The organism is Pseudomonas sp. GW821-FHT02B10 (assembly GCF_059421865.1).
The window spans coordinates 47,926-72,503 of the sequence record NZ_JBWKVU010000002.1 but is presented as its reverse complement, the minus strand read 5'-3'; the positions used below and the strand labels follow the sequence as shown (position 1 = coordinate 72,503).

At 63.5% G+C, this 24,578-nt stretch carries 24 protein-coding genes; 17 read left to right on the top strand and 7 right to left on the bottom strand.

Annotated features, from left to right (window positions below; all coding sequences use genetic code 11):
- Positions 1–29: 29 nt before the first annotated feature.
- Entirely contained in the window at positions 30–692 is a 663-nt protein-coding gene (locus AC07VU_RS04115) for a phosphatase domain-containing protein (RefSeq protein WP_277589922.1), read from the bottom strand.
- Positions 693–988: 296 nt separating this feature from the next.
- Between AC07VU_RS04115 and AC07VU_RS04110 the strand changes: the two genes are divergently transcribed.
- The 7 genes from AC07VU_RS04110 to AC07VU_RS04080 all read left to right on the top strand — a co-directional run bounded on the left by AC07VU_RS04110 (position 989) and on the right by AC07VU_RS04080 (position 8,966).
- Positions 989–1,732 (top strand): gluconate 2-dehydrogenase subunit 3 family protein, encoded by a 744-nt coding sequence (locus AC07VU_RS04110; RefSeq protein WP_277589923.1) that lies wholly within the window; start codon positions 989–991, stop codon positions 1,730–1,732.
- A gap of 2 nt (positions 1,733–1,734) precedes the next feature.
- Entirely contained in the window at positions 1,735–3,519 is a 1,785-nt protein-coding gene (locus tag AC07VU_RS04105; protein ID WP_007924329.1) for a GMC family oxidoreductase, read from the top strand.
- A gap of 12 nt (positions 3,520–3,531) precedes the next feature.
- Complete coding sequence (locus tag AC07VU_RS04100) at positions 3,532–4,857, top strand: cytochrome c (RefSeq protein ID WP_277589924.1); 1,326 nt, start codon at positions 3,532–3,534, stop codon at positions 4,855–4,857.
- A 106-nt stretch (positions 4,858–4,963) separates the two neighbouring features.
- Positions 4,964–6,022 carry a PA0069 family radical SAM protein gene (locus tag AC07VU_RS04095; protein ID WP_053263239.1) on the top strand — a complete coding sequence of 353 codons (1,059 nt, stop codon included), beginning with the start codon at positions 4,964–4,966 and terminating at the stop codon, positions 6,020–6,022.
- Between the two features lie 75 nt (positions 6,023–6,097).
- Entirely contained in the window at positions 6,098–6,580 is a 483-nt protein-coding gene (locus tag AC07VU_RS04090; protein WP_277589925.1) for a hypothetical protein, read from the top strand.
- On the top strand, positions 6,573–7,307 hold the full coding sequence (locus tag AC07VU_RS04085; RefSeq protein ID WP_007924326.1) for a carbonic anhydrase: 735 nt from the start codon (positions 6,573–6,575) through the stop codon (positions 7,305–7,307). The genes AC07VU_RS04090 and AC07VU_RS04085 overlap by 8 nt, the downstream gene beginning before the upstream one ends.
- A gap of 90 nt (positions 7,308–7,397) precedes the next feature.
- Entirely contained in the window at positions 7,398–8,966 is a 1,569-nt protein-coding gene (locus tag AC07VU_RS04080; protein ID WP_277589926.1) for a SulP family inorganic anion transporter, read from the top strand.
- A 129-nt stretch (positions 8,967–9,095) separates the two neighbouring features.
- Here AC07VU_RS04080 and AC07VU_RS04075 read toward each other — a convergent pair whose 3' ends face one another.
- On the bottom strand, positions 9,096–9,746 hold the full coding sequence (locus tag AC07VU_RS04075; RefSeq protein ID WP_007924324.1) for a hypothetical protein: 651 nt from the start codon (positions 9,744–9,746) through the stop codon (positions 9,096–9,098).
- A 372-nt stretch (positions 9,747–10,118) separates the two neighbouring features.
- On the opposite strand from AC07VU_RS04075, the gene coxB reads away from it, so the two are divergent.
- From coxB to AC07VU_RS04055, 4 genes are all read left to right on the top strand, one after another.
- A complete protein-coding gene (gene coxB / locus AC07VU_RS04070; RefSeq protein ID WP_053263243.1) occupies positions 10,119–11,246 on the top strand; it encodes a cytochrome c oxidase subunit II in 1,128 nt (375 codons plus the stop codon).
- Positions 11,247–11,328: 82 nt separating this feature from the next.
- Positions 11,329–12,930, top strand: coding sequence for a cytochrome c oxidase subunit I (gene ctaD / locus AC07VU_RS04065; protein WP_007924322.1), 1,602 nt, complete (start codon positions 11,329–11,331; stop codon positions 12,928–12,930).
- Between the two features lie 49 nt (positions 12,931–12,979).
- Complete coding sequence (locus AC07VU_RS04060) at positions 12,980–13,534, top strand: cytochrome c oxidase assembly protein (RefSeq protein WP_007924321.1); 555 nt, start codon at positions 12,980–12,982, stop codon at positions 13,532–13,534.
- Between the two features lie 27 nt (positions 13,535–13,561).
- Positions 13,562–14,449 carry a cytochrome c oxidase subunit 3 gene (locus AC07VU_RS04055; RefSeq protein ID WP_277589927.1) on the top strand — a complete coding sequence of 296 codons (888 nt, stop codon included), beginning with the start codon at positions 13,562–13,564 and terminating at the stop codon, positions 14,447–14,449.
- 8 nt (positions 14,450–14,457) lie between these two features.
- Here the strand turns inward: AC07VU_RS04055 and AC07VU_RS04050 are convergent, their stop codons facing one another.
- A complete protein-coding gene (locus AC07VU_RS04050) occupies positions 14,458–14,661 on the bottom strand; it encodes a twin transmembrane helix small protein (RefSeq protein ID WP_277589928.1) in 204 nt (67 codons plus the stop codon).
- Positions 14,662–14,730: 69 nt separating this feature from the next.
- On the opposite strand from AC07VU_RS04050, the gene AC07VU_RS04045 reads away from it, so the two are divergent.
- Genes AC07VU_RS04045 through AC07VU_RS04025 form a run of 5 tightly spaced genes read left to right on the top strand, consistent with a single transcriptional unit; the run spans position 14,731 to position 18,639 of the window.
- Positions 14,731–15,471: an SURF1 family protein gene (locus AC07VU_RS04045; RefSeq protein WP_274305145.1), complete on the top strand. Its 741-nt coding sequence runs from the start codon at positions 14,731–14,733 to the stop codon at positions 15,469–15,471.
- A complete protein-coding gene (locus tag AC07VU_RS04040; protein ID WP_277589929.1) occupies positions 15,437–16,030 on the top strand; it encodes a PA_0111/PP_0108 family redox-active disulfide protein in 594 nt (197 codons plus the stop codon). The genes AC07VU_RS04045 and AC07VU_RS04040 overlap by 35 nt, the downstream gene beginning before the upstream one ends.
- 10 nt (positions 16,031–16,040) lie before the next feature.
- Positions 16,041–17,120 (top strand): COX15/CtaA family protein, encoded by a 1,080-nt coding sequence (locus tag AC07VU_RS04035; protein ID WP_277589930.1) that lies wholly within the window; start codon positions 16,041–16,043, stop codon positions 17,118–17,120.
- On the top strand, positions 17,108–18,007 hold the full coding sequence (gene cyoE / locus AC07VU_RS04030; RefSeq protein WP_007924310.1) for a heme o synthase: 900 nt from the start codon (positions 17,108–17,110) through the stop codon (positions 18,005–18,007). Before AC07VU_RS04035 ends, cyoE begins: the two co-directional genes overlap by 13 nt.
- Positions 18,004–18,639: an SCO family protein gene (locus AC07VU_RS04025; protein ID WP_007924309.1), complete on the top strand. Its 636-nt coding sequence runs from the start codon at positions 18,004–18,006 to the stop codon at positions 18,637–18,639. The genes cyoE and AC07VU_RS04025 overlap by 4 nt, the downstream gene beginning before the upstream one ends.
- Before the next feature lie 189 nt (positions 18,640–18,828).
- Here the strand turns inward: AC07VU_RS04025 and AC07VU_RS04020 are convergent, their stop codons facing one another.
- The 3 genes from AC07VU_RS04020 to AC07VU_RS04010 are packed head-to-tail and all read right to left on the bottom strand — an operon-like array spanning position 18,829 to position 21,339.
- Positions 18,829–19,602 (bottom strand): MetQ/NlpA family ABC transporter substrate-binding protein, encoded by a 774-nt coding sequence (locus tag AC07VU_RS04020; RefSeq protein ID WP_007924308.1) that lies wholly within the window; start codon positions 19,600–19,602, stop codon positions 18,829–18,831.
- 55 nt (positions 19,603–19,657) lie between these two features.
- Positions 19,658–20,332 carry a methionine ABC transporter permease gene (locus AC07VU_RS04015; RefSeq protein ID WP_007924307.1) on the bottom strand — a complete coding sequence of 225 codons (675 nt, stop codon included), beginning with the start codon at positions 20,330–20,332 and terminating at the stop codon, positions 19,658–19,660.
- Positions 20,332–21,339: a methionine ABC transporter ATP-binding protein gene (locus AC07VU_RS04010; protein ID WP_007924306.1), complete on the bottom strand. Its 1,008-nt coding sequence runs from the start codon at positions 21,337–21,339 to the stop codon at positions 20,332–20,334. Before AC07VU_RS04010 ends, AC07VU_RS04015 begins: the two co-directional genes overlap by 1 nt.
- 213 nt (positions 21,340–21,552) lie before the next feature.
- Here AC07VU_RS04010 and katE point away from each other — a divergent pair, with 213 nt between their 5' ends.
- A complete protein-coding gene (gene katE, locus AC07VU_RS04005; protein WP_274305146.1) occupies positions 21,553–23,745 on the top strand; it encodes a catalase HPII in 2,193 nt (730 codons plus the stop codon).
- Between the two features lie 113 nt (positions 23,746–23,858).
- On the opposite strand, the gene AC07VU_RS04000 is transcribed toward katE, so the two are convergent.
- Complete coding sequence (locus tag AC07VU_RS04000) at positions 23,859–24,572, bottom strand: PA5502 family lipoprotein (RefSeq protein ID WP_274305147.1); 714 nt, start codon at positions 24,570–24,572, stop codon at positions 23,859–23,861.
- Positions 24,573–24,578 lie beyond the last annotated feature (6 nt).

The following is a 24,578-nucleotide window of genomic DNA, read 5'->3' as shown; positions in this document are numbered from 1 at the left end:
AGCTCAATTCTGCAGCCCCACGCAGCCGGTCAATTCGCCGGCTTGCTGGCGCTCACCGTCTCGAACCAGCTTTTCACCGAACAGGTGGCGAACACGCTGGTGCTGCAATCGCCATTGGCCAGGGCAGTGCGCAATTTGTCGACATCGGCCTGCATCATGTAGCGAATGCCGTCCTTGAAGTGGGAACTGTCGCCAAACCCGCCTCCGGTCATTTCATTCAGCGCCTCCTCCTTGCTCCAGCCCTGAATCACCACCCGATACATCGCCGACATCAGCCCGGTGCGGTCCGAGCCGTGCTTGCAGTGCATCAGCACCGGGCCCTCGCTTTCGGCGTTCTGGATCGCGCGCAAGGCCGCCAGCACATCGGCGTCATCCACGTGATTGGTCCGGTAAGGCAATTGCACCTGCTTGATTGCCGGGGCCTGCAGCCAGCTGGCATCGGACTCCGGCAGAAAGTTGATCACCGTGCCCACCTTGAGCTTTTCCAGCAAAGGCACGGCGCCGCCGTCCGGCAAGGCGCTGCGGTACAGCGTCGGCGACATCTGGTACAGGTTGTAGTGGGTTTCCACCGGCTGGGCCCACTGGGCCGGGCGGGTCGCGCCGGTTTCGGCGGCCTGGGCCTGGGCCTGGGGCCAGGCAAGCAGCACCAGCAGGGACAGGCAGAGGGCGGGAAGGCTACGAAAGTTGTGCATGCGCAAGGCCGTGACCGGAAATGGGGATGGAGGGAGCCTAGCTTCCATCCGGGCCGGTCAACGCCCTGTGAGGCGCTCGTCAAAGAAACGTGAAGCCGCTGCGATAGAGGTTTTTTCTCGGCAATCGCGACTTTTTTCCCGCGCAAACGATTTATTCGAATGCTTAGCCTGCTACCATTTGTAACCAAAGTTTGCTGAACTGTGTTTCCCGGCGCTCCCAATCGCCGCCAGAACGACAAGCCACGCCATGACGCGGCTGCCCAACCCGTGAATGCCTAGTGTGAGGTGCACCCCCCATGTCTGATCACGATCAAGACAACCCGCGGCGTGAGTTTCTGCGCAAATCCCTGACCTTGATCCCGGTGGTCACGGTCGCCAGTACCGGTCTTGGCAGCTCGATGCTGATGGCCGCCCCCGAAGCGCCCAAGCCGGTGGCGCCGGCCCGAACTCCGGTCAGCACCGAGGCTTACCAGCCGACCTATTTCACCGCCGAAGAGTGGGCCTTTGTCCAGGCCGCGGTAGAGCGCCTGATCCCGGCCGACGAACAAGGCCCGGGCGCCCTGGAAGCCGGCGTGCCGGAATACATCGACCGGCAGATGAACACCCCCTACGCCGCGGGCGCCCTGTGGTACATGCAAGGCCCATTCAACGCCGACGCCGCGCCGGAGATGGGCTGGCAGAGCAAGCTGGTACCCAAGGAGATCTATCGCCTGGGCATTGCCGCGACGGATGCATGGTCGAAAGCCTTCAACGGTAAAACATTTGCCGCGCAAGACAGCGCTACCCGAGACGATTTGCTCAAGCAGCTCGAAGCGGGAAAGCCTCCATTCGACAGCGTTCCACCGAAGATTTTCTTCAACCTTTTGCTGCAAAACACCAAGGAAGGGTTCTTCTGCGACCCGATCCACGGCGGCAATAAAGGCATGGTCGGCTGGACCTTGATTGGCTTCCCCGGCGCGCGCGCCGATTTCATGGACTGGGTGGAACGCAACGAGCAATACCCTTTCCCGGCAGTATCGATTCGCGGCGAGAGGGCTTGAGCATGGCAACGGTAATGAAGAAGGTCGACGCGGTGATCGTCGGGTTTGGCTGGACCGGCGCGATCATGGCCAAGGAGCTGACCGAGGCCGGGCTCAACGTGCTGGCGCTGGAGCGCGGGCCGATGCAGGACACCTACCCGGACGGCAATTACCCGCAGGTGATCGACGAGCTCACCTACAGTGTGCGCAAGAAGCTCTTCCAGGACATCTCCCGGGAGACGGTGACCATTCGCCACAGCGTCAACGACGTGGCCCTGCCGAACCGCCAGCTGGGCGCGTTCCTGCCGGGCAACGGCGTCGGCGGCGCCGGCCTGCACTGGTCCGGCGTGCATTTTCGCGCCGACCCGATCGAGCTGCGTATGCGCAGCCACTATGAAGAACGCTACGGCAAGAACTTCATCCCCAAGGACATGACCATCCAGGACTTCGGCGTCACCTACGAAGAGCTGGAGCCGTTCTTCGACTACGCGGAAAAAGTCTTCGGCACCTCGGGCCAGGCCTGGACCGTGAAAGGCCAGCTGGTCGGTGAAGGCAAGGGTGGCAACCCTTACGCGCCGGACCGTTCGGAGCATTTCCCGCTGGAGTCGCAGAAGAACACCTACTCCGCCCAGCTGTTCCAGAAGGCCGCCGGCGAAGTCGGCTACAAGCCGTACAACCTGCCGTCGGCCAACACTTCCGGGCCGTACACCAACCCCTATGGCGCGCAAATGGGGCCGTGCAACTTCTGCGGGTTCTGCAGCGGCTACGTCTGCTACATGTACTCCAAGGCTTCGCCGAACGTGAACATTCTGCCGGCCCTCAAGCCGCTGCCGAATTTCGAGCTGCGCCCCAACTCCCACGTGCTTAAGGTCAACCTCGACAGCACCAAGACCCGCGCGACCGGCGTCACTTACGTCGACGGCCAGGGCCGGGAGATCGAGCAGCCGGCGGACCTGGTGATCCTCGGCGCCTTCCAGTTCCATAACGTGCGCCTGATGCTGCTGTCCGGCATCGGCAAGCCCTACGACCCGATCACTGGCGAAGGCGTGGTGGGCAAGAACTTCGCCTACCAGAACATGGCCACCATCAAGGCCTACTTCGACAAGGACGTGCACACCAACAACTTCATCGGCGCCGGCGGCAATGGCGTGGCGGTGGACGACTTCAACGCCGACAACTTCGACCACGGCCCTCACGGCTTCGTCGGCGGTTCGCCGTTCTGGGTCAACCAGGCCGGCAGCCGGCCGATCGCCGGCACCTCCAACCCGCCGGGCACCCCGGCCTGGGGCAGCGCCTGGAAGAAGGCCACCGCCGACTATTACACCCACCAGGTGTCGATGGACGCCCACGGTGCCCACCAGTCCTATCGTGGCAACTACCTTGACCTCGACCCGGTGTACCGCGACGCCTACGGCCTGCCGCTGCTGCGCATGACCTTCGACTGGCAGGAAAACGACATCAAGATGAACCGCTTCATGGTCGAGAAGATGGGCAAGATCGCCGAGGCGATGAACCCCAAGGCCATCGCGGTGCTGGGCAAGAAGGTCGGCGAGCATTTCAACACCGCGTCCTACCAGACCACCCACCTCAACGGTGGCGCGATCATGGGCACCGATCCGAAAACCAGTGCCTTGAACCGTTACCTGCAGAGCTGGGACGTGCACAACGTGTTCGTCCCGGGCGCTTCGGCCTTCCCCCAGGGCCTGGGCTACAACCCGACCGGCCTGGTGGCCGCGTTGACCTACTGGTCGGCCCGCGCGATCCGCGAGCAGTACCTGAAGAACCCCGGCCCGCTGGTCCAGGCATAAGGAGCGATGACCATGAAAACCCTCGTTATCGCGACCCTGGCGCTGCTCGGCAGCGCTTCCCTCTGCGCCGCCGAAACCGATCGGCAAGCCTTGATCAAACAGGGCGAATACCTGGCCCGCGCCGGTGACTGCGTGGCTTGCCACACCGCCAAGGACGGCAAGCCGTTCGCCGGCGGCCTGCCGATGGAAACCCCGATCGGCACGATCTACTCCACCAACATCACCCCGGACAAGACCGGCATCGGCGAGTACAGCTTCGACGACTTCGACAAGGCCGTGCGCCATGGCGTGGCCAAGAGCGGCAGCAGCCTGTACCCGGCCATGCCCTACCCGTCCTATGCGCGGGTCAGCGACGCCGACATGCAGGCGCTGTATGCCTACTTCATGCAAGGCGTGGCGCCGGTGGTCCAGGAGAACCGCGACAGCGACATCCCCTGGCCGCTGAGCATGCGCTGGCCGCTGGCCGGCTGGCGCTGGATGTTCGCGCCAAGCGTGGCGGGCGCGCAAGGCAGTGGCCAGGCGCAGGCTGCGCAAGACCCGGTGGTCAGCCGCGGTGCTTATCTGGTGGAAGGCCTCGGCCACTGTGGCGCCTGTCACACGCCGCGCGCCCTGACCATGCAGGAGAAAGCCCTGAGCGCCAGCGAAGGCAGCGACTTCCTGGCCGGCAGCGCGCCGCTGGAAGGCTGGATTGCCAAGAGCCTGCGCGGTGACCACAAGGACGGCCTCGGCAGCTGGAGCGAAGAGCAGTTGGTGCAGTTCCTCAAGACCGGTCGCAGCGACCGCGGCGCGGTGTTCGGCGGCATGAGCGACGTGGTGGTGCACAGCATGCAGTACATGTCCGCGGACGACCTGACGGCCATCGCCCGTTACCTCAAGTCGCTGCCGGCGGTGGACGCCAACGACCAGCCGCACCAGTACGACAAGGCGGTGGCCGAGGCGTTGTGGAAAGGTGACGACAGCAAGCCGGGGGCGGCGGTGTACATCGATAACTGCGCGGCGTGCCACCGTACCGACGGCCATGGCTATACCCGGGTGTTCCCGGCGCTGGCGGGCAACCCGGTGCTGCAAAGCGCCGATGCCACGTCGTTGATCCACATCGTGCTCAAGGGCGGTACCTTGCCGGCGACCCATACCGCGCCATCGACCTTCACCATGCCGGCATTCGCCTGGCGCCTGTCGGATCAGGAGGTGGCCGATGTGGTCAACTTCATCCGCACCAGTTGGGGCAACCAGGGCTCCGAGGTGAAGGCCGCGGATGTGGCGGGACTGCGCAAGGGCGACCTGCAAAGCACCTCGAACGATGACCTGGGGCAGGTGACGAAGCACAGCGGCGGCTGATCGACCGCTATGCAATCAGTGCCAACGGCGTGCTCCGCCCGACGGCGCTTTGCAACAGCTCAAACCTCAATTACTGTATATAAATACAGTAATTGAGTGCCTGCCCATGTCCAGCCCCCTGCCCCCACGCGGCCGTGGCACCGCGACCAACCCGCACAACCGTTTTGCGCCCCAGCGCTCGGTGGCCTTCGACGACGGCTGGTACCAGGAAGCCCCGCTGACCCAGGGCACCGAGGTGCGCCTTGAGACGGCGAAATCCATCATCACCCGCAACAGCTCGCCGGACCTGCCTTTCGACCGCTCCATCAACCCCTATCGCGGTTGCGAGCACGGCTGCATCTACTGTTATGCGCGGCCCAGCCACGCCTATTGGGACCTGTCGCCGGGGCTGGACTTCGAGACCAAGCTGATCGCCAAGACCAATGCCGCGGCGATGCTCGAACAGCAGCTGTCCAAGCCCGGTTATAAATGTGCGCCGATCAACCTGGGTTCCAACACCGACCCCTACCAGCCTATCGAGCGCGAACACCAACTGACCCGGCGGACCCTGGAGGTGCTGCTGCGCTACCGGCACCCGGTGACCATCGTCACCAAGGGCTCGCTGATCCTGCGCGACCTCGACCTGTTGGTCGAACTGGCCGAGCAGCGGCTGGTGGCGGTGATGATCAGCCTGACCACCCTGGACGACGAGCTCAAGCGCATCCTCGAACCCCGGGCGGCGGCGCCCAAGGCGCGGTTGCGGGCGATTCGGGTGATGCGCGAGGCGGGGATTCCCGTGGGGGTGCTGTGTTCGCCGATGATTCCGATGATCAACGACAGCGAGCTGGAAAGCCTGCTCGCCGAGGCCCATGCCGCGGGCGCGCAAAGCGCCGCCTACATGATGCTGCGCCTGCCCCTGGAAGTGGCGCCGCTGTTCGAGGAATGGCTCAACGCCCACTATCCGCAGCGGGCGGCCCATGTCCTGAGCCTGATCCGCCAGTGTCGCGGCGGCGAGCTGTACGACAGCCGTTTTGGTGCACGGATGCGCGGCGAAGGCCCCTTCGCGGCCCTGCTGGCGCAGCGTTTCGCCAAGGCCAGCAAACGCCTGGGGCTCGATCGGCGCGAAGGCTACAACCTCGACTGCACGGCGTTCTGTCCGCCGGGTGGGCAGATGTCGTTGCTCTAGGCTCTGTACGAAAAGTCGGCGAGCGAAGGTCAGGCAAGGCAAAAACAGGCGAGGAAGCGGAGTTTAGGGACCTAAATGAGCATTCCGAGCCTGTTTTTAACGCAGCATGGCCGAGCGCAGCCACTTTTCGTACAGAGCCTAGGAGGTATTGGCCTATGGTGGAGTAGAGCCGGTGCACCGTCGTCTATACGCTGGTCACCTTTTTGCATCGCCAATAGTGGCGTTTTAGAGCGGCCGGTTCAGTTTGAGTTAAGTTTGGAAGGCTACCTTGTTCACCAAGTGACCGATGGGTCGCTGTCAGCGGGCTGGTTGTTTTTTAATCAATCGCTGGCGTCGTGCCGGATAAAACTGGAAAATTCACCTAAGGGTCTGAGCGAAAAGTTGGCGAGCGAAGGTCAGGCAAGGCAAAAACAGGCGAGGAAGCGGAGTGTAGGGGCCTACATGAGCATTCCGAGCCTGTTTTTAACGCAGCATGACCTGCGTAGCGCCGAAGGCGCCCAGCGTGCAGCCACTTTTCGACAGAGCCTAATCCGTCAAAAGAGGATGAATCATGAGTGACAAGGATAAACAGCCGTTGGCTGCGTCGGCTTCAGCGTCCCCGGAGGTCGCCGAAAGCGCCGATGCAGCGCTGCAGATAATCGTTGACGGCTTTTTGCATTTTCATCACGAGGTCTTCCCACAGCAGGAAGAACTGTTCAAGAAACTCGCCACGGCCCAGCGGCCGCGGGCGATGTTCATTGCCTGCGCGGATTCGCGCATCGTCCCCGAACTGATTACCCAGAGCGCCCCGGGCGACCTGTTCGTGACCCGCAACGTCGGTAACGTGGTACCGCCATACGGGCAGATGAACGGCGGTGTGTCCACGGCCATCGAATACGCGGTCATGGCCCTGGGTGTGCACCACATCATCGTTTGCGGCCATTCCGACTGCGGTGCCATGCGCGCGGTGCTCAACCCGCAGAGCCTGGAAAAGATGCCGACGGTCAAAGCCTGGCTGCGCCACGCCGAAGTGGCCAAGACCATGGTCCAGGAGAACTGCGACTGCGCCGACGAGAACGCCAGCATGCATGTGCTGACCGAAGAGAACGTCATCGCCCAGCTGCAGCATTTGCGCACCCACCCTTCGGTGGCTTCGCGCATGGCCAACGGTCAGTTGTTCATCCATGGCTGGGTGTACAACATCGAAACCAGCGAAATCAAAGCCTACGACGCGGATCAAGGGTGTTTCCTGCCGTTGGACGGACGCCATCCGATCCCGGTTGCGACGCCTAAAGCGCGCTTCTAAATCCTCCTAAATCCCAGTGGGGTTCAGCCATGACTGCCGTCTGCGCGGTCAGGCTTTGCCACGCCTGAAGAAAGCTTCGGGAGAATCATCATGCGTGCAGCACAATTGAAAGCTGTTTTGCCACGGGAGCTGCTCGCTTCCGTGGTGGTGTTTCTGGTGGCCCTGCCCTTGTGCATGGGTATCGCCATCGCTTCCGGCATGCCGCCGGCCAAGGGGCTGATCACCGGGATCATCGGTGGCCTGGTGGTGGGCTGGCTGGCCGGTTCACCCTTGCAGGTCAGCGGTCCGGCCGCGGGGCTGGCGGTCCTGGTGTTCGAGCTGGTGCGCCAGCACGGTATCGCCATGCTCGGGCCGATCCTGCTGCTGGCGGGTTTCCTGCAACTGGTGGCCGGGCGCCTGCGCCTGGGTTGCTGGTTTCGGGTCACGGCGCCGGCGGTGGTCTACGGCATGCTTGCCGGGATCGGGGTGTTGATCGTGCTCTCCCAGGTGCACGTGATGCTCGACGCCCAGCCCCAGGCGTCCGGCCTGGATAACCTCGCGGGCTTCCCCGAGGCGGTGGCCCAGGCCTTGCCCAGCCTGGGCGGTGGCTTTGGCTGGCAGGCCGGGCTGCTCGGCCTGTCGACCATGGCGGTGATGTTCCTGTGGGAAAAACTGCGCCCGCATTCGCTGCGCTTCATCCCCGGCGCCCTGCTGGGCGTCGGCCTGGCGACCTTTGCCAGCCTGGCCCTGGCGCTGCCGGTCAAGCGGGTCGAGGTGCCGGAAAACCTTGCCGAGGCGATCGACTGGCTGCGGCCGGCCGACCTGCTCAACCTGGCGGACCCGACACTGCTGATCGCGGCCTTTGCCGTGGCCTTTATCGCCAGCGCCGAAACCCTGCTGTCCGCCGCCGCGGTGGATCGCATGCACAGCGGTACGCGCTCGGATTTCGACCGTGAACTGTCGGCGCAAGGGATCGGCAACATGCTCTGCGGGTTGCTCGGCGCCCTGCCGATGACCGGGGTGATCGTGCGCAGCTCGGCCAACGTCCAGGCGGGCGCGACCACGCGGCTGTCGGCGATCTTCCACGGCTTGTGGCTGCTGGCGTTCGTGCTGTTGCTGTCCAGCGTGCTGCAAAGCATTCCGGTGGCCAGCCTGGCGGGTGTGCTGGTGTACACCGGATTCAAGCTGGTGGACCTCAAGTCGTTCCGCAAGCTGGGTCGTTATGGGCCGATGCCGATGCTGATCTACGGCGTGACCGCGCTGGCGATTGTCTTCACCGACCTGCTGACCGGTGTGCTGATCGGTTTCGGCCTGACCCTGGTGAAGCTGGCCTGGGGCGCTTCGCGGCTGAAGATCAGCCTGGTGGACCTGCCGGCCGAAGGCGAAATGGAACTGCGCCTGGTGGGCGCCGCGACCTTCCTCAAGGTGCCGGCCCTGACCCAGGCGCTGGGCAGCATCCCGCCGGGCACCACGGTGCATGTGCCGCTCAATAACCTGGGCTATATCGACCATGCCTGCCTGGAGCTGCTCGAGGAGTGGGGACGAGCCAATGCGGCCAAGGGCTCGAAGCTGGTGATCGAGTCGCGCGGGTTGAAGCGCCGGCTGGAGGGGCGCTTGCACACCAATGTGGGCGTGAGCCCGGCCTCGAAGCTGGGGGCCAAAGGCCTGAGCCGGGCGTAAGTCTGTAGCCCTGTAGCCGCCGAAGGCTGCGATAAGGTCCGAAGGATCTTCAGCGTCGGTGATATCGCTGCGACCGTACCGGTCGATCGCAGCCTGCGGCAGCGGCTACAGGGCCGCTACCTGCAATCCTCAGGCAGCCGGCTGGTCGAGTTCCAGCTCCACGCCCAGTTGGCGCGACAGGCACGGCCAGCGTTTCCAGGCGGCATCGGTGTCGGGGCTGTTGAGCTTTTCCCGGTAGGCCTCGACCGACTCCAGGGCGAAGCTCTCTTCGTCGAGCATCGCGTCGACCGCATGGTGCACCGCTTCGTCCAGCTGGTTGGCGAAGGTTTCGCCGATCAACTGGTGGGCGATCAGGTTGGCCACCGTGGTGTCCAGGGGAATCAGCGGCTGGCCGAAATGCGTGATGTACAGGTCGTTGACCTCTTCCACCAGGCGATGGGCCAGATAGGCTTCGTCCAGCAGGCTGTCCAGGCCTTCGTGGCCGGCCATGATGGCGGGCGGCTGGAGGAAGAACTGCTCGGCGATCTTCAGCACCGGCTTGATCTGCGACTCGATACCGGCTTCGCGCGCGACTTCGTTGGCGGCGTCCAGCAGGTCGGGAACCTGATCGATATAAGCGGCGACAAAACGGGTCATCACCCCCTGGGCGTCCACTTCGGGGAGCTGGATGGCGGGGTGCAGGTGTGGCAATTGGGTTTCCAGCTGGCGGCGCAATTGCCCGGTGCCGGACTCATGTTGATGGGCTCGTTGGATCTGCTCGCGCAATGCGGCGGTGTTCATGAATACTCCAGGAAACAAGGGCAATTAATTAGGGAAGACATAAGTTAGCCTGCTCACGAAATCGCTTAAGACGTATTTTTCATAATTATTTCACGGTTAGTCGTCTGGGTTATATCGCTGCGCCATCATTGATCCCCTATCCCTTTCCAACCGTGGCCTATAAGGCAGCGGCAAACTGTTTCAGTGGATTTACGGCACCGCATTGCGAGGTCGAAGTCGCTGTCTATACTCGGGTCTGAATGAAGTTAGCTGATGACGCCCGACTGCATGCGCAGCGAAGGCTCGGCGGTTTAAGTTCGTAGTCTAGGCAGCCGCTCCCTTGGCCGCAGGTGCAAGCCGGCGGGATAACAAGAACGATAAGGGGAACCCGCAATGATGCGACATCCACAAGTCTGGATGGGCCTCCTGTTGTGGTCGGTATTCAGCCAGGCGCATGGCGCCTGGACCGTGAATATGGCGCCTGGAGCGACTGATATAAGTCACGCGGTATTCGACCTGCACATGACCATCTTCTGGATCTGTGTGGTGATCGGCGTCATTGTCTTTGGCGCCATGTTCTGGTCGATGATCCTGCACCGCCGCTCCACCGGCCAGGTGGCCGCCAAGTTCCACGAAAGCACGACGGTGGAAATCCTCTGGACCGTGGTGCCGCTGCTGATCCTGGTGGCCATGGCCGTTCCCGCCACCGCGACCCTGATCAAGATGTACGACGCCAGCGAACCGGATGTGGACATCCAGATCACCGGCTATCAGTGGAAGTGGCACTACAAATACCTGGGCCAGGACGTCGAGTTCTTCAGCAACCTGACCACTCCCGCCGAACAGATTCATAACCAGAGCGCCAAGGGCGAGCATTATCTGCTGGAAGTCGATCAGCCGCTGGTGCTGCCGATCGGCGCCAAGGTGCGCTTTCTGGTGACCTCCGCCGACGTCATCCATTCCTGGTGGGTCCCGGCCTTCGCGGTCAAGCGCGATGCGATCCCCGGTTTCGTCAACGAAGCCTGGACCCGGGTCGACAAGCCCGGCCTGTATCGCGGCCAGTGCGCCGAACTGTGCGGCAAGGACCATGGCTTCATGCCGATCGTGGTCGACGTGAAGACCCAGGCCGACTACGACACCTGGCTGGGCGAACGCAAGGCCGAAGCCCTCAAGCTCAAGGAACTGACCAGCAAGGAATGGACCCTCGAAGAGCTGGTGGCCCGTGGCGACAAGGTCTACCACACCACCTGCGTGGCCTGTCACCAGGCCGAAGGCCAGGGCCTGCCGCCGATGTTCCCGGCGCTCAAGGGCTCGAAGATCGCCACCGGGCCGGTGGCGGATCACTTGAACATCGTCTTCCACGGCAAGCCCGGCACCGCCATGGCGGCGTTCGGCAAGCAGTTGTCGGAAGTCGACCTGGCAGCGGTGATCACCTACGAACGTAACGCCTGGGGCAACAACAAGGGCGACATGGTGACGCCCAAGGATGTCCTGGCTCTGAAACAGGCGCAAAGCAAATGACCCGGTCCATTGCGTGTTCCCGCAGCCGCTCGGGGCGTGTCGCCCTCGATCGTCCAGCCCAACCGTTTACAGGAGACAGGCCATGAACGCTGTGAGCGATGAGCACGGTCATGCAATCGTTGGCGATCATGACCACACCCACGGCCCCGCCAAGGGCCTGATGCGCTGGGTGCTGACCACCAACCACAAGGACATTGGCACCCTGTACCTGTGGTTCGCCTTCTCCATGTTCCTGCTCGGCGGCTCGTTCGCCATGGTGATCCGCGCCGAGCTGTTCCAGCCCGGCCTGCAGATCGTGCAGCCGGAATTCTTCAACCAGATGACCACCATGCATGGCCTGGTGATGGTCTTCGGCGCGGTGATGCCGGCCTTCGTCGGCCTGGCCAACTGGATGATCCCGCTGATGGTCGGCGCGCCGGACATGGCCCTGCCACGGATGAACAACTTCAGTTTCTGGTTGCTGCCGGCGGCGTTCCTGCTGCTGGTCTCGACCCTGTTCATGCCCGGTGGCGGACCCAACTTCGGCTGGACCTTCTACGCCCCGCTGTCCACCACCTACGCGCCGGAAAGCGTGACCTTCTTCATCTTCGCCATCCACCTGATGGGCATCAGCTCGATCATGGGCGCGATCAACGTGATCGCCACCATCCTCAACCTGCGTGCGCCCGGCATGACCCTGATGAAGATGCCGCTGTTCGTCTGGACCTGGCTGATCACCGCGTTCCTGCTGATCGCGGTGATGCCGGTGCTGGCCGGCTGCGTGACCATGATGCTGATGGACATCCACTTTGGCACCAGCTTCTTCAGCGCCGCCGGCGGCGGCGACCCGGTGCTGTTCCAGCATGTGTTCTGGTTCTTCGGTCACCCCGAGGTGTACATCATGATCCTGCCGGCCTTCGGTGCCGTCAGCGCGATCATCCCGGCCTTCTCGCGCAAGCCGCTGTTCGGCTACACCTCGATGGTCTACGCCACGGCGAGTATCGCCTTCCTGTCGTTCATCGTCTGGGCGCACCACATGTTCGTGGTCGGCATTCCGCTGGTGGGCGAGCTGTTCTTCATGTACGCCACGATGCTTATCGCGGTGCCGACCGGGGTCAAGGTCTTCAACTGGGTCAGCACCATGTGGCAGGGCTCGCTGACCTTCGAGACGCCGATGCTGTTCGCCGTGGCCTTCGTGATCCTGTTCACCATCGGCGGCTTCTCCGGGCTGATGCTGGCCATCGCCCCGGCGGACTTCCAGTACCAGGACACCTATTTCGTGGTCGCGCACTTCCACTATGTGCTGGTGCCGGGCGCGATCTTCGGCATCTTCGCCTCGGCTTATTACTGGCTGCCGAAGTGGACCGGGCACATGTACGACGAAACCCTGGGCAAGCTGCACTTCTGGCTGTCCTTCATCGGTATGAACATGGCGTTCTTCCCGATGCACTTCGTCGGCCTGGCGGGGATGCCGCGGCGGATCCCGGACTACAACCTGCAGTTCGCCGATTTCAACATGGTGTCGTCCATCGGCGCGTTCACCTTCGGCGCGACGCAGATCTTCTTCCTGTTCATCGTCATCAAGTGCATTCGTGGCGGCCAACCCGCGCCGGCCAAGCCCTGGGACGGTGCCGAAGGGCTGGAGTGGAGCGTGCCGTCGCCGGCGCCGTACCACACCTTCACCACGCCGCCGGAAGTGAAATGAACAGCCTGGTGCGATGCTCGCTCGCCTCTGAAACAGCAGGAGGTCGCTGATGGCCGAGGTTTCGATGAAGAAGCTGGTCACCCGCCTGTTGCTGGTGGTGGCGGCGATGTTCGTCTTCGGTTTTGCCCTGGTGCCGATCTACGACGTGATGTGCAAGGCGCTGGGCATCAACGGCAAGACCGGCGGGCAGTATTCCGGCGAGCAACAAGTGGATGTCTCGCGCCAGGTGCGCGTGCAGTTCCTGTCGACCAATGCGATCGACATGGTCTGGGACTTCTATCCCAAGGCCGACGACATCGTGGTTCATCCCGGCGCGGTGAACGAGATGATCTTCATCGCGCGCAACCCCAGCGATCGCCCGATGAGCGCCCAGGCGATCCCGAGCATTTCGCCGAGCAGCGCCGCGATGTATTTCCACAAGACCGAATGCTTCTGTTTCACCCAGCAAGTGCTGCAGCCCGGTCAGCAGATCGAGATGCCGGTACGTTTCATCGTTGACCGCGACATGCCCAAGGATGTGAAGCACCTGACGCTGGCTTACACGCTGTTCGATATCACCGCGCGTCATCCACCGGTGGCCGTGAGCACCAACACCGGCGGTTAAGACGGTGCCCGATAAGGAGAACAATAAATGGCAACTCATGAGCATTATTACGTTCCCGCCCAGAGCAAGTGGCCGATCATCGCCACGGTGGGCATGTTCGTTACGGTGTTCGGCCTGGCCACCTGGTTCAACGACCTCAAGGCCGCGCGCCCGGAATCCCATGGCCCGCTGATTTTCTTCGTCGGGAGCCTGTTGCTGGCCTACATGCTGTTCGGCTGGTTCGGCGCGGTGATCAAGGAAAGTCGCGCCGGCCTGTACAGCGCCCAGCTGGATCGCTCGTTCCGCTGGGGCATGAGCTGGTTCATCTTTTCCGAAGTGATGTTCTTCATCGCCTTCTTCGGCGCGCTGTTCTACGTGCGCCATATCGCCGGTCCGGCCCTGGGCGGTGAAGGCAGCAAGGGCATCGCGCACATGCTCTGGCCGAACTTCGAGTTCGTCTGGCCATTGCTCGAAAACCCCGATTCCAAGCTGTTCCCGCCGCCAAAGGAAGTCATCAGCCCCTGGGGTCTGCCGCTGCTCAACACCGTGCTGCTGGTGAGTTCCAGCGTTACCGTGACCATCGCCCACCACGCCCTGAAGAACGGCCACCGCGGCGCGCTGAAAATCTGGCTGGCGATCACCGTGCTGCTGGGCTGTGCGTTTCTCGGCTTCCAGGCCGAGGAATACCTGCACGCCTACCACGAGCTGGGGCTGACCCTGGGTTCGGGCATCTACGGCGCCACCTTTTTCATGCTCACGGGTTTTCACGGTGCCCACGTGACCATCGGCACGGTGATCCTGTTCGTGATGCTGATGCGCATCATGAAGGGGCACTTCGACGCCGAGCATCAGTTCGGTTTCGAGGCGGCCAGCTGGTATTGGCACTTCGTCGATGTGGTGTGGATCGGCTTGTTTGTCTTCGTCTACGTGCTCTGAGCGCGGCGTTACCAGGGCGCGTGCGACACCAGCTGGCCGCTGAAGAAACCCCAGGCGATCAAGCCGACGGTGAGCGCGGCCAGGCACACGCGAACGGTCAGCGACCTGAGCAGGCGATGGGAGCTGCTGTCGTCCTTGACCAGAAAGAACAGGCCGCTGAACAGGCTGATGAGCGTGGCGATCAGCAACAGGACGATGGCCGTTTTAAGCATGGTGGGCTCCGGGAGAAACGCGATGCGCTTGAGTATAGCCAGTCGATCTCGCCACTTTCGGGCGCTGCCATGAACGGTTTTCGTCCGGGCGTGCTGCCGACCCTGGTGGTGTTGGCGTTGTTGCCGGTGCTGGTGACGCTCGGGTTCTGGCAACTGGGGCGGGGCGAACAGAAGCGCGAGCTGCTGGCCAGCTACGCCGAACGGCGGGTGGCCGAGCCTTTGACCGTGGATGAGCTGCAGGCTGCCCCTGACCCGGCGTTCCGCCGGGTGCAGTTACACGGTCGCTTCGATGCGGCCCACAGCCTGCTGCTGGATAACCGCATGCATGAGGGCAAGGTCGGGGTCGAGCTGCTGCAACCCTTTCTCGACCAGGCCAGCGGCCAATGGCTGCTGCTCAACCGTGGCTGGCTGCCCTGGCCGGACCGGCGCACGCCACCCGCATTCAGCACCCCGGAACAGTCGTTGAGCCTCGATGCCTGGGTCTATGTCGCCCCCGGCGCGACCTTTCAACTGCACGCCGACCCACTGAATGCCCAGTGGCCGCGGCTGGTGACGACGATCGATCCGGCCAGGCTCTGGAGCGAACTGGGACGCAGCGGTTTTGCCTACGAGCTGCGCCAGGAGGCTGGCCCGGGCGCCTACATGACCGAATGGCCGGTGGTGGCCATGGGGCCGGAAAAACATCTGGGCTACGCCGTGCAGTGGTTCGCCATGGCGCTGGCCCTGTGCGCTTTGTACCTCTATCTCGGATGGCATAACGCAAGGGAGAAACACCATGGGAGCGGCCATGAATCCACCCAACATTTCTGAGGCCCAGGCGCCGCACAACCGGCGCCGCGGACGCTGGCAGCTGCTGCTGATCGTGGCCATGGTGATCGGCCCGATGATTCTCGCCACCGGCATGTACAAGTTGCAGTTCTGGGTGCCGGAAAGCCGCAGCTACCACGGCGAGCTGATCGGCAATGGCCAGAGCCGCGCCGACATCGGGGTCCAGGCCGACGAGACGCGCTGGCAGATCCTGGTCACCGCGCCCAGGGACTGTGCCGTGGATTGCCAGCAACTGGTGTACCTGGCGCGGCAGATCCAGATCTCCCTCGGCCGCGACGCCTCCCGGGCCAGCCACGCCCTGGCCGCCGCCCAGCCGCTGGACGCCGACTACCAGGCCAAGCTGCAACGCGAATACCCGCAACTGCAGCGCTATCCACTGGACCTGCCGACCTTCACCAAGGGCGCCAGCGACCAGGGTGCGCCGTTGCTGTGGATCGTCGACCCGCACGGCAACCTGGTCCTGCGCTACGACGCCCGGATCAAGGGCAAGGACCTGCTCAACGACCTGCGTCATCTGCTGAAACTGTCGAACATCGGATAAGGGCATCGTCATGGCCAAACCTGGATTTCGCCTCGCCTTGTTTGCCACCTTGCTGGCACTGATCGTGGTGCTGCTCGGCGCGTACACCCGGCTGACCCACGCCGGCCTCGGCTGCCCGGACTGGCCGGGTTGCTACGGCTTCATCAGCGTGCCGAAAAGCGAAGCCCAGTTGGCCCACGCCGAGCTGCATTTTCCCGACACTCCGGTGGAAGCCCACAAAGGCTGGAACGAGATGATCCACCGCTATTTCGCCGGCACTCTGGGCCTGTTGATCGTGCTGCTGGCGGCACGCTCCTGGACCCACCGGCATCATCCCGGGCAACCGCTGAAACTGCCGCTGTTCCTGCTCTCGGTGGTGTTCGCCCAGGCCTTGTTCGGCATGTGGACGGTGACCCTCAAGCTGTGGCCGCAAGTCGTCACCGCGCACCTGCTGGGCGGCTTCGCCACCCTGAGCCTGCTGTTTTTGCTGACGCTACGGCTGTCCGGGGTGCTGCCGGCGCTGATCGTGCCCAGGCGCCTGCAATACTGGGCCACGGCCGGGCTGGTGCTGGTGATCGGGCAGATCGCCCTGGGCGGCTGGGTCAGCTCCAACTACGCGGCGGTGGCCTGCATCGACTTGCCGACCTGTCACGGCCAGTGGTGGCCGGCGGCGGATTTCGCCAATGGCTTTCACCTGACCCAGCACATCGGCCCCAACTACCTGGGCGGGCAGCTCGACAGCGACGCGCGCACGGCCATCCACCTGACCCATCGCATCGGCGCGTTGCTGGTGACCCTGGTGTTGCTCGGCCTGGCCTGGCAACTCAAGCATGTGGGCATGACCCGCCTCGCCGGGCTGGTGCTGGTGGCGCTGGCGGCGCAGATCGGCCTTGGGATGAGCAATGTGCTGTTCCACCTGCCGCTGCCGGTGGCCGTGGCGCATAACGCCGGCGGCGCGGCGCTGCTGCTGACCCTGGTGCTGGTCAATTATCACGCCCGCACCAGCCTGGTCCGCGCCCGCTCGCACCTGCCGCTGGGCTGGCGGCTGAGCCCGCGCAAACACGCTGCCGGGCCCATAACCATAAAAGGAGAGATGCCATGGCGACTCTGATCGGCGAGCGTCACCGCCAGGCGATCTGGCGTGACTACCTGGAGCTGACCAAACCCAAGGTGGTGGTGCTGATGCTCATCACCTCGCTGGTGGGCATGTTCCTCGCCACTCGCGCCGGGGTGCCGTGGACGGTGCTGGTGTTTGGCAACCTGGGTATCGCCCTGTGCGCCGGCGCGGCGGCGGCGGTGAACCATGTGGTGGACCGGCGGATCGATGCAGTTATGGCGCGCACCCACAAACGGCCGCTGGCCGAAGGCCGGGTGTCGCCGGCGGCGGCGCTGGGTTTCGCCCTGCTGCTGGCCATCGCCGGGCAAGCCTTGCTGCTGGCGTTCACCAACCCGCTGACCGCCTGGCTGACCCTGGCGTCGTTGCTCGGTTATGCGGTGATCTACACCGGTTTCCTCAAGCGGGCGACCCCGCAGAACATCGTGATCGGCGGCCTGGCCGGGGCCGCGCCGCCGCTGTTGGGCTGGGTCGCGGCCACCGGCCATGTGACCGCCGAACCGCTGCTGCTGGTGCTGATCATCTTCGCCTGGACCCCGCCGCACTTCTGGGCGCTGGCCATTCACCGCAAGGAGGAATACGCCAAGGCCGATATCCCGATGCTGCCGGTGACCCACGGCGAGCACTACACCAAGGTGCATATCCTGCTCTACACCTGCGCCTTGCTGGCGGTCAGCCTGCTGCCTTATGCGATCCACATGAGCGGCATGCTTTACCTGATTTGTGCCCTGGGCCTGGGCGCGCGCTTTCTGCAATGGGCCTGGGTGCTGTACCGTGGCAGTCGGCCGCACGCGGCGATCAACACCTTCAAGTACTCTATTTATTACTTGTTCCTGCTGTTTATCGCGCTGCTCGTAGACCACTACCTATTGTTGAACCTATGACTCGAACTCAGAAAACCGTCTTTATTCTCGTGGCGCTGGTGGCCCTGGTGCTGGGGCTCACCGTCAACAAAGTGCTGACCGGCAAGAACCAGGGGGATCCGACCGCGTTGATCGACGCCGGGATCATCCTGCTGCCCCAGAGCCGCACCCTGCCGGATGTGAAGATGACCGACCAGGAAGGCCAGCCGGTGGTGCTCAATGAGCTCAAGGGCAAGTGGAGCCTGCTGTTCTTCGGCTACACCTTCTGCCCGGACATCTGCCCGACTACCCTCGCCCAGCTGCGCCAGATCAAGAGCGAGTTGCCCAAGGAGGCGGTGGATAACCTGCAGGTGGTGCTGGTCAGCGTCGACCCGAACCGCGACACGCCGCAGCAGTTGAAACAGTACCTGGGCTACTTCGACAAGGACTTCAAGGGCCTGACCGCGACCTCGGTGGCGGACGTGCAGAAGCTCGCCAACGCGGTGAGCATCCCGTTCATTCCGGCCGATACCAGCAAGCCCAACTACACCGTCGACCACAGCGGCAACCTCGCGGTGATCGGCCCGGACGGCACCCAGCGCGGCTTCATCCGCGCGCCGCTGAACAACCAGAAACTGGTGGCCCAGCTGCCGGTGATGTTGCAGCGCAAGTAACCCGGGACGCCTGAATCCTGTAGCCGCTGTCGCAGGCTGCGATAAGGCGCGTAGCGCCTTCCGAGGGCCTCAAGAGCACGTCTCCTGCGGAGCCGATCGCAGCCTGCGGCAGCGGCTACAGGGAACTCGGCAGGCAACTGAAACGAAACGGGGCGCCTCAAGGCGCCCCGTTTGTGTTTCTGCAACCGATCAGAACGCCGGTACCACGGCGCCTTTGTACTTCTCGAGAATGAATTGCTTTACTTCGGGGCTGTGCAGGGCGGCAACCAGTTTCTTCATGGCGTCCGAGTCCTTGTCGTCAGGACGGGCCACCAGGATGTTCACGTAAGGCGAGTCCTTGCCTTCGATCACCAGGGCGTCCTTGGACGGGTCCAGCTTGGCTTCCAGGGCGTAGTTGGTGTTGATCAGCGCCAGGTCGACCTGGGTCAGCACGCGCGGGATGGTCGCGGCTTCCAGCTCACGGAATTTCAGGTCCTTGCTGTTCTCGGTGATGTCTTTGACCGTGGACAGGATGTTGTTGGAATCCTTGAGCTTGATCAGGCCGGCCTTGGCCAGCAGCAGCAAGGCACGGCCGCCGTTGGTGGCGTCGTTGGGGATCACCACGTTGGCGCCGCCCGGCAGCTCTTCGAGCTTCTTGAACTTGTTGGAGTAGGCGCCCAGCGGCTCCAGGTGCACGCCGGCAACGCTTACCAGGTGGGTGCCCTTGGCCTTGTTGAACTCATCCAGGTACGGCTGGTGCTGGAAGAAGTTGGCGTCCAGGCGCTTTTCCGCGACCTGCACGTTCGGCTGGATGTAGTCGGTGAAGACCTTGACCTTCAGGTCCACGCCTTCCTTGGCCAGCGCCGGCTTCACGAATTCGAGGATCTCGGCGTGAGGCACCGGAGTGGCGGCCACAGTCAGGGTGTCAGCGGCGTGCGCGGAGAACGCGGCAACGGCGGCGAAAGCGACGAGTAGTTTTTTCATCCAGCTAGCTCCTTGTGAGGCGCCCGGTGCCGGACGCCTGCCGGCCAGGGCCGACTTATTTTCGGGAAAAGTGCACCACCAGCTTGTCGCCGACGGTTTGCAGAACTTGAACCAGCACCAGCAACAGCACCACGGTGACCACCATCACATCGGTCTGGAAGCGCTGGTAACCGAAGCGGATCGCCAGGTCGCCGAGACCGCCCGCGCCTACCACACCCGCCATGGCGGTGTAGGAAACAAGGGTAATCGCTGTCACGGTAATTGCCGCGAAAATACCCGGACGGGCTTCCGGCAGCAGGGCGTTGGTGATGATCTGCCGGGTGGTCGCGCCCATGGACTGGGTGGCTTCGATGATGCCGCGGTCCACTTCGCGCAGGGCGGTCTCCACCAGGCGAGCGAAGAACGGCGTGGCGCCGACCACCAGGGGCGGGATCGCCCCGGCGACACCCAGGGAAGTACCGGTGATCAGCACGGTGAACGGGATCATCACGATCAGCAGGATGATGAACGGCAGCGAGCGCAGGATGTTCACCAGCAGCGACAGCAGGGCGTAGAGGCTCTTCTGCTCCAGCAGCTGGCGCGGGCTGCAGAGGAACAGCAGCACGCCCAGGGGCAGGCCCAGCAGCACGGTGAACAGCAGCGAGCCACCGAGCATCAGCAGGGTGTCGCCGGTGGCCAGCCAGATTTCGTACCAGTCGATATTGGCGAAGAAACTTGTCAGCAGTTCCATTAGCGCAGCACCTCCATGTGGACATCCGCCGCGGTGAAGTGGGCGAAGGCCGCCTCCATGTCACCGCCGGTGATAGCCAGGGTCAGTTGCCCGTAAGGGACGTCTTTGATGCGGTCGATGCGGCCGGCGAGGATGCTGTAGTCCACCCCGGTTTCGCGGGCCACGGTGCCCAGCAGCGGCGCGTAGGTGGCGTCGCCCTGGAAAGTCAGGCGCACGATGCGCCCTGGCACGTGGGCGAAGTCGTCGCGCTGTTCGCTTTCGTCGATCTGCTCGTCTTCCTGGACGAAACGCTTGGTGGTCGGGTGCTTGGGATGCAGGAACACCTCGGCCACCGACCCCTGCTCGACGATCACCCCGGCATCCATCACCGCCACTTGGTCGCAGACGCGACGGATCACGTCCATTTCATGGGTGATCAGCACGATGGTCAGCTTCAGTTCACGGTTGATCTCGGCCAGCAGTTGCAGGACCGACGCGGTGGTCTGCGGGTCCAGGGCGCTGGTGGCTTCGTCGCACAGCAGGATCTTCGGCTTGGTCGCCAGGGCGCGGGCGATGCCGACGCGCTGCTTCTGCCCGCCGGACAGCTGGGCTGGGTATTTCTTGGCGTGATCGGACAGACCGACGCGGGCCAGCAACTCGGCCACGCGCTGGTCGATTGCGCTGCGCGACAGCTCGCCGGCCAGGGTCAGCGGCAGCGCGACGTTGTCGGCCACGGTCTTGGAGGCCAGCAGGTTGAAGTGCTGGAAGATCATCCCGACCTGCTGGCGGAAGCGACGCAGGCCGTTGGCGTCCAGGGCGGTGACTTCCTCGTCGTCGACGACGATCTTGCCGCCGCTGGGGTTTTCCAGGCGGTTGATCAGGCGCAGCAGGGTACTTTTGCCCGCGCCGGAATGGCCGATCAGGCCGAATACCTGGCCGTTCTCGACCTTCAGGCTGGTCGGATGCAGGGCGGGAATATCCTTACCGGCGACCCGGTAGGTTTTATGGACGTTTTGAAACTCGATCACGTAGCGAACCTTGTGGGGCGCGTTAGAAAAGGATCAGCGGTTAGCCGGGCGCGCATTTTAGCCTGTCCGTATAGAGGTTCTTAGCATTTATTTTGTATTCATCCTTCGATTTGGCAATAACGCGATCAAAGGTCATAAAAAAGGAACGGCGCCAAACCTCATCAGTCACTCAATAAGCCACTCGAAAAAAGCCAGGTGCCGTGCCTGGCGATTTTGCCCGATGAAGCCCCGCCCCGCCGGGACTTCGCCAACGAGGAGTTTTGCCTGATGAGCAGCAAGAAGCCAAGCGCACCGAAAAGCCAGCTGGCCGGGACCGATACCCTGGATCGCGGCAACACCAACAGCAAGCTGCACAGCCTGGAGACCTTCCGCTCCGACGCCACCGAACAGGCGTTGCGCACGAACCAGGGGGTCAAGGTCGCCGATAACCAGAACACCCTGAAGGCCGGCGCCCGCGGGCCCTCGCTGCTGGAAGACTTCATCATGCGGGAGAAGATCACGCACTTCGACCATGAGCGGATCCCGGAGCGTATCGTCCATGCCCGTGGTGTCGGCGCCCATGGTTACTTCCAGGCCTACGAGAATCATTCGGCCCTGACCAAGGCTGGCTTCCTGCGTGATCCGGGCAAGAAGACCCCGGTGTTCGTGCGTTTCTCCACGGTGCAGGGGCCGCGCGGCTCTGGCGACACCGTGCGCGACGTGCGCGGTTTTGCCGTGAAGTTCTTCACCGACGAAGGCAACTTCGACCTGGTGGGCAACAACATGCCGGTGTTCTTCATCCAGGACGCGATCAAGTTTCCCGACTTCGTCCATGCGGTCAAACCCGAGCCGCACAACGAGATCCCCACCGGTGGCTCGGCCCACGACACCTTCTGGGACTTCGTGTCGCTGCAGCCGGAATCGGCGCACATGGTGATCTGGGCCATGTCCGACCGGGCGATTCCGAAAAGCCTGCGCAGCATGCAGGGCTTTGGCGTGCACACCTTTCGTTTCATCAATGCCGAAGGCACCTCCAGCTTCGTCAAATTCCACTGGCGGCCGACAGTGGGCACCTGTTCCCTGGTCTGGGACGAGGCGCAAAAGCTGGCGGGCAAGGACACCGACTTCCATCGCCGCGACCTGTGGGAGTCGATCGAGAGCGGCGATTACCCGGAGTGGGAACTGGGTGTGCAGGTGATAGTCGAGGAAAACGAGCACAAGTTCGATTTCGACATCCTCGACCCGACCAAGTTGATACCCGAGGAGCTGGTGCCGATCACGCCCCTGGGCAAGATGGTGCTCAACCGCAACCCGGACAACTTCTTCGCCGAGACCGAGCAGGTTGCCTTCTGCCCGGGGCATATCGTGCCGGGCATCGACTTCTCCAACGATCCGCTGCTGCAGGGCCGGCTGTTCTCCTACACCGATACGCAGATCAGCCGACTTGGCGGGCCGAACTTCCATGAACTGCCGATCAACCGCCCGCTGGCGCCCTTCCACAACGGCCAGCGCGATGCCATGCACCGCACCACCATCGACAAGGGGCGGGCCTCCTACGAGCCCAACTCCATCGATGGCGGCTGGCCGAAAGAGACGCCGCCCGCGGCCGAGGATGGCGGTTTCGAGAGCTACAGCGAACGCATCGACGCGCACAAGATCCGTCAGCGCAGCCCGTCCTTCAGCGACCACTTCTCCCAGGCGCGACTGTTCTTCAAGAGCATGAGCACGCATGAGCAGGAACACATCATCGCCGCCTACAGCTTCGAGCTGGGCAAGGTCGAGCGCGAGTGGATCCGCGCGCGGCAGGTCAACGAGATCCTGGCCAATATCGATCTCGAACTGGCCAGGCGGGTCGCACAGAACCTGGGCTTGCCGGTGCCCAAGGCGGGCACTGTCGAGGTGCCTGAACTGACCCCCGATCACTCGCCGGCCCTGAGCCAGGCCAACCTGCTGTCGGGGGATATCAAGACCCGCAAAGTGGCGATCCTGGCGGCGAACGGGGTCGACGGCATGGCGATCGACGCCTTGAAAAAGGCCCTGCAAGCCGAAGGCGCCCACGCCAGGTTGCTGGGCCCGACCTCGGCGCCCGTGACCACGGCGGATGGCAAGACCCTGCCGGTGGACGCTTCCATGGAAGGGCTGCCGTCAGTGGCGTTCGACGCGGTGTTCGTGCCGGGTGGCGCCAAGTCGATACAGGCCTTGAGCGGCGATGGAGTGGCCCTGCATTACCTGCTCGAAGCCTACAAGCACCTCAAGGCGATTGCCTTGCAGGGCGAGGCCAAGCAGTTGCTGGATGTACTCAAGCTGGAAGTGGATGCGGGGTTGATCGTCGGCGGGGATGCCAAGGCGTTGAAGGCGTTCTTCAACGCGATTGCCCATCACCGGGTCTGGGAGCGGGAGCCGAAGGCCAAGGCGATTCCGGCCTGATGCTGCTGACGCTTCTGTAGGAGCACAGCTTGCGTGCGAAAGGGTTTGGTACCGCGTTAGCGTTGATCGCGGGCAAGTCGGATCGCCGCCCGCTCGCTCCTACAGAGGTGGCGTTATTGGGGTTTGCGTGGCGTCAGCACCATCTGTGCCGGGATGTGGCGCAGGATCTGCCGCTCGATCTGCAGGTCGAACTCGCCGTTGAGCTTTTTCACTCGCTTGCTCAGCAGGGTCTTCAGCCAAGGGTAATCTTCGGTGCGTGGCGCCTGGATGCTCACGTCGCACTGGTAATTCACCACATCGGCGGCGATCGCATCGAGTTGCCGACGCAGTTGCTTGATATCGCTGAGGTTCAGCGCAATGGTGGTGCTCTCGGCGGCCGGGTCGATCAGCTTGGCTGGCGGCCGGGCTTCAGCGGCCTTGAGCGCGGCTTCGGCTTTTTCCAGCTCGGCTTTACGGGCCTGGGTGATGGCGCCATCGACGCCGCCGGTCAGGGCCGGTGCCTTGGGCATCAGCGCGCGGGCGCGGCTCAGGGCCGTAGCGGCGGCGTTGACATCACCCTTTTGCAACACGATCTGGCTGCGCTGCAGGTAGGCTTCGGCCAACTGGCGCTGGTATTGCTCGAGCTGCGGGTCGTTGGGCGACTGGGCCTGCAAGGCGCTCAACTGGTCTTCGGCGGTGGCCAGTTCGCTGCTGGCGATATTTTGCTGCAGCTGTGCGATGGCCGTGGCGCGGGCGTCGGGCACTTCAGCCGGCGGCGTGCTCTGGCAGGCGCCCAGCAGCATGGAAAATGCGACAAGGAGCAGATAACGGGAGGCGAACGGCTTCATTCCTGC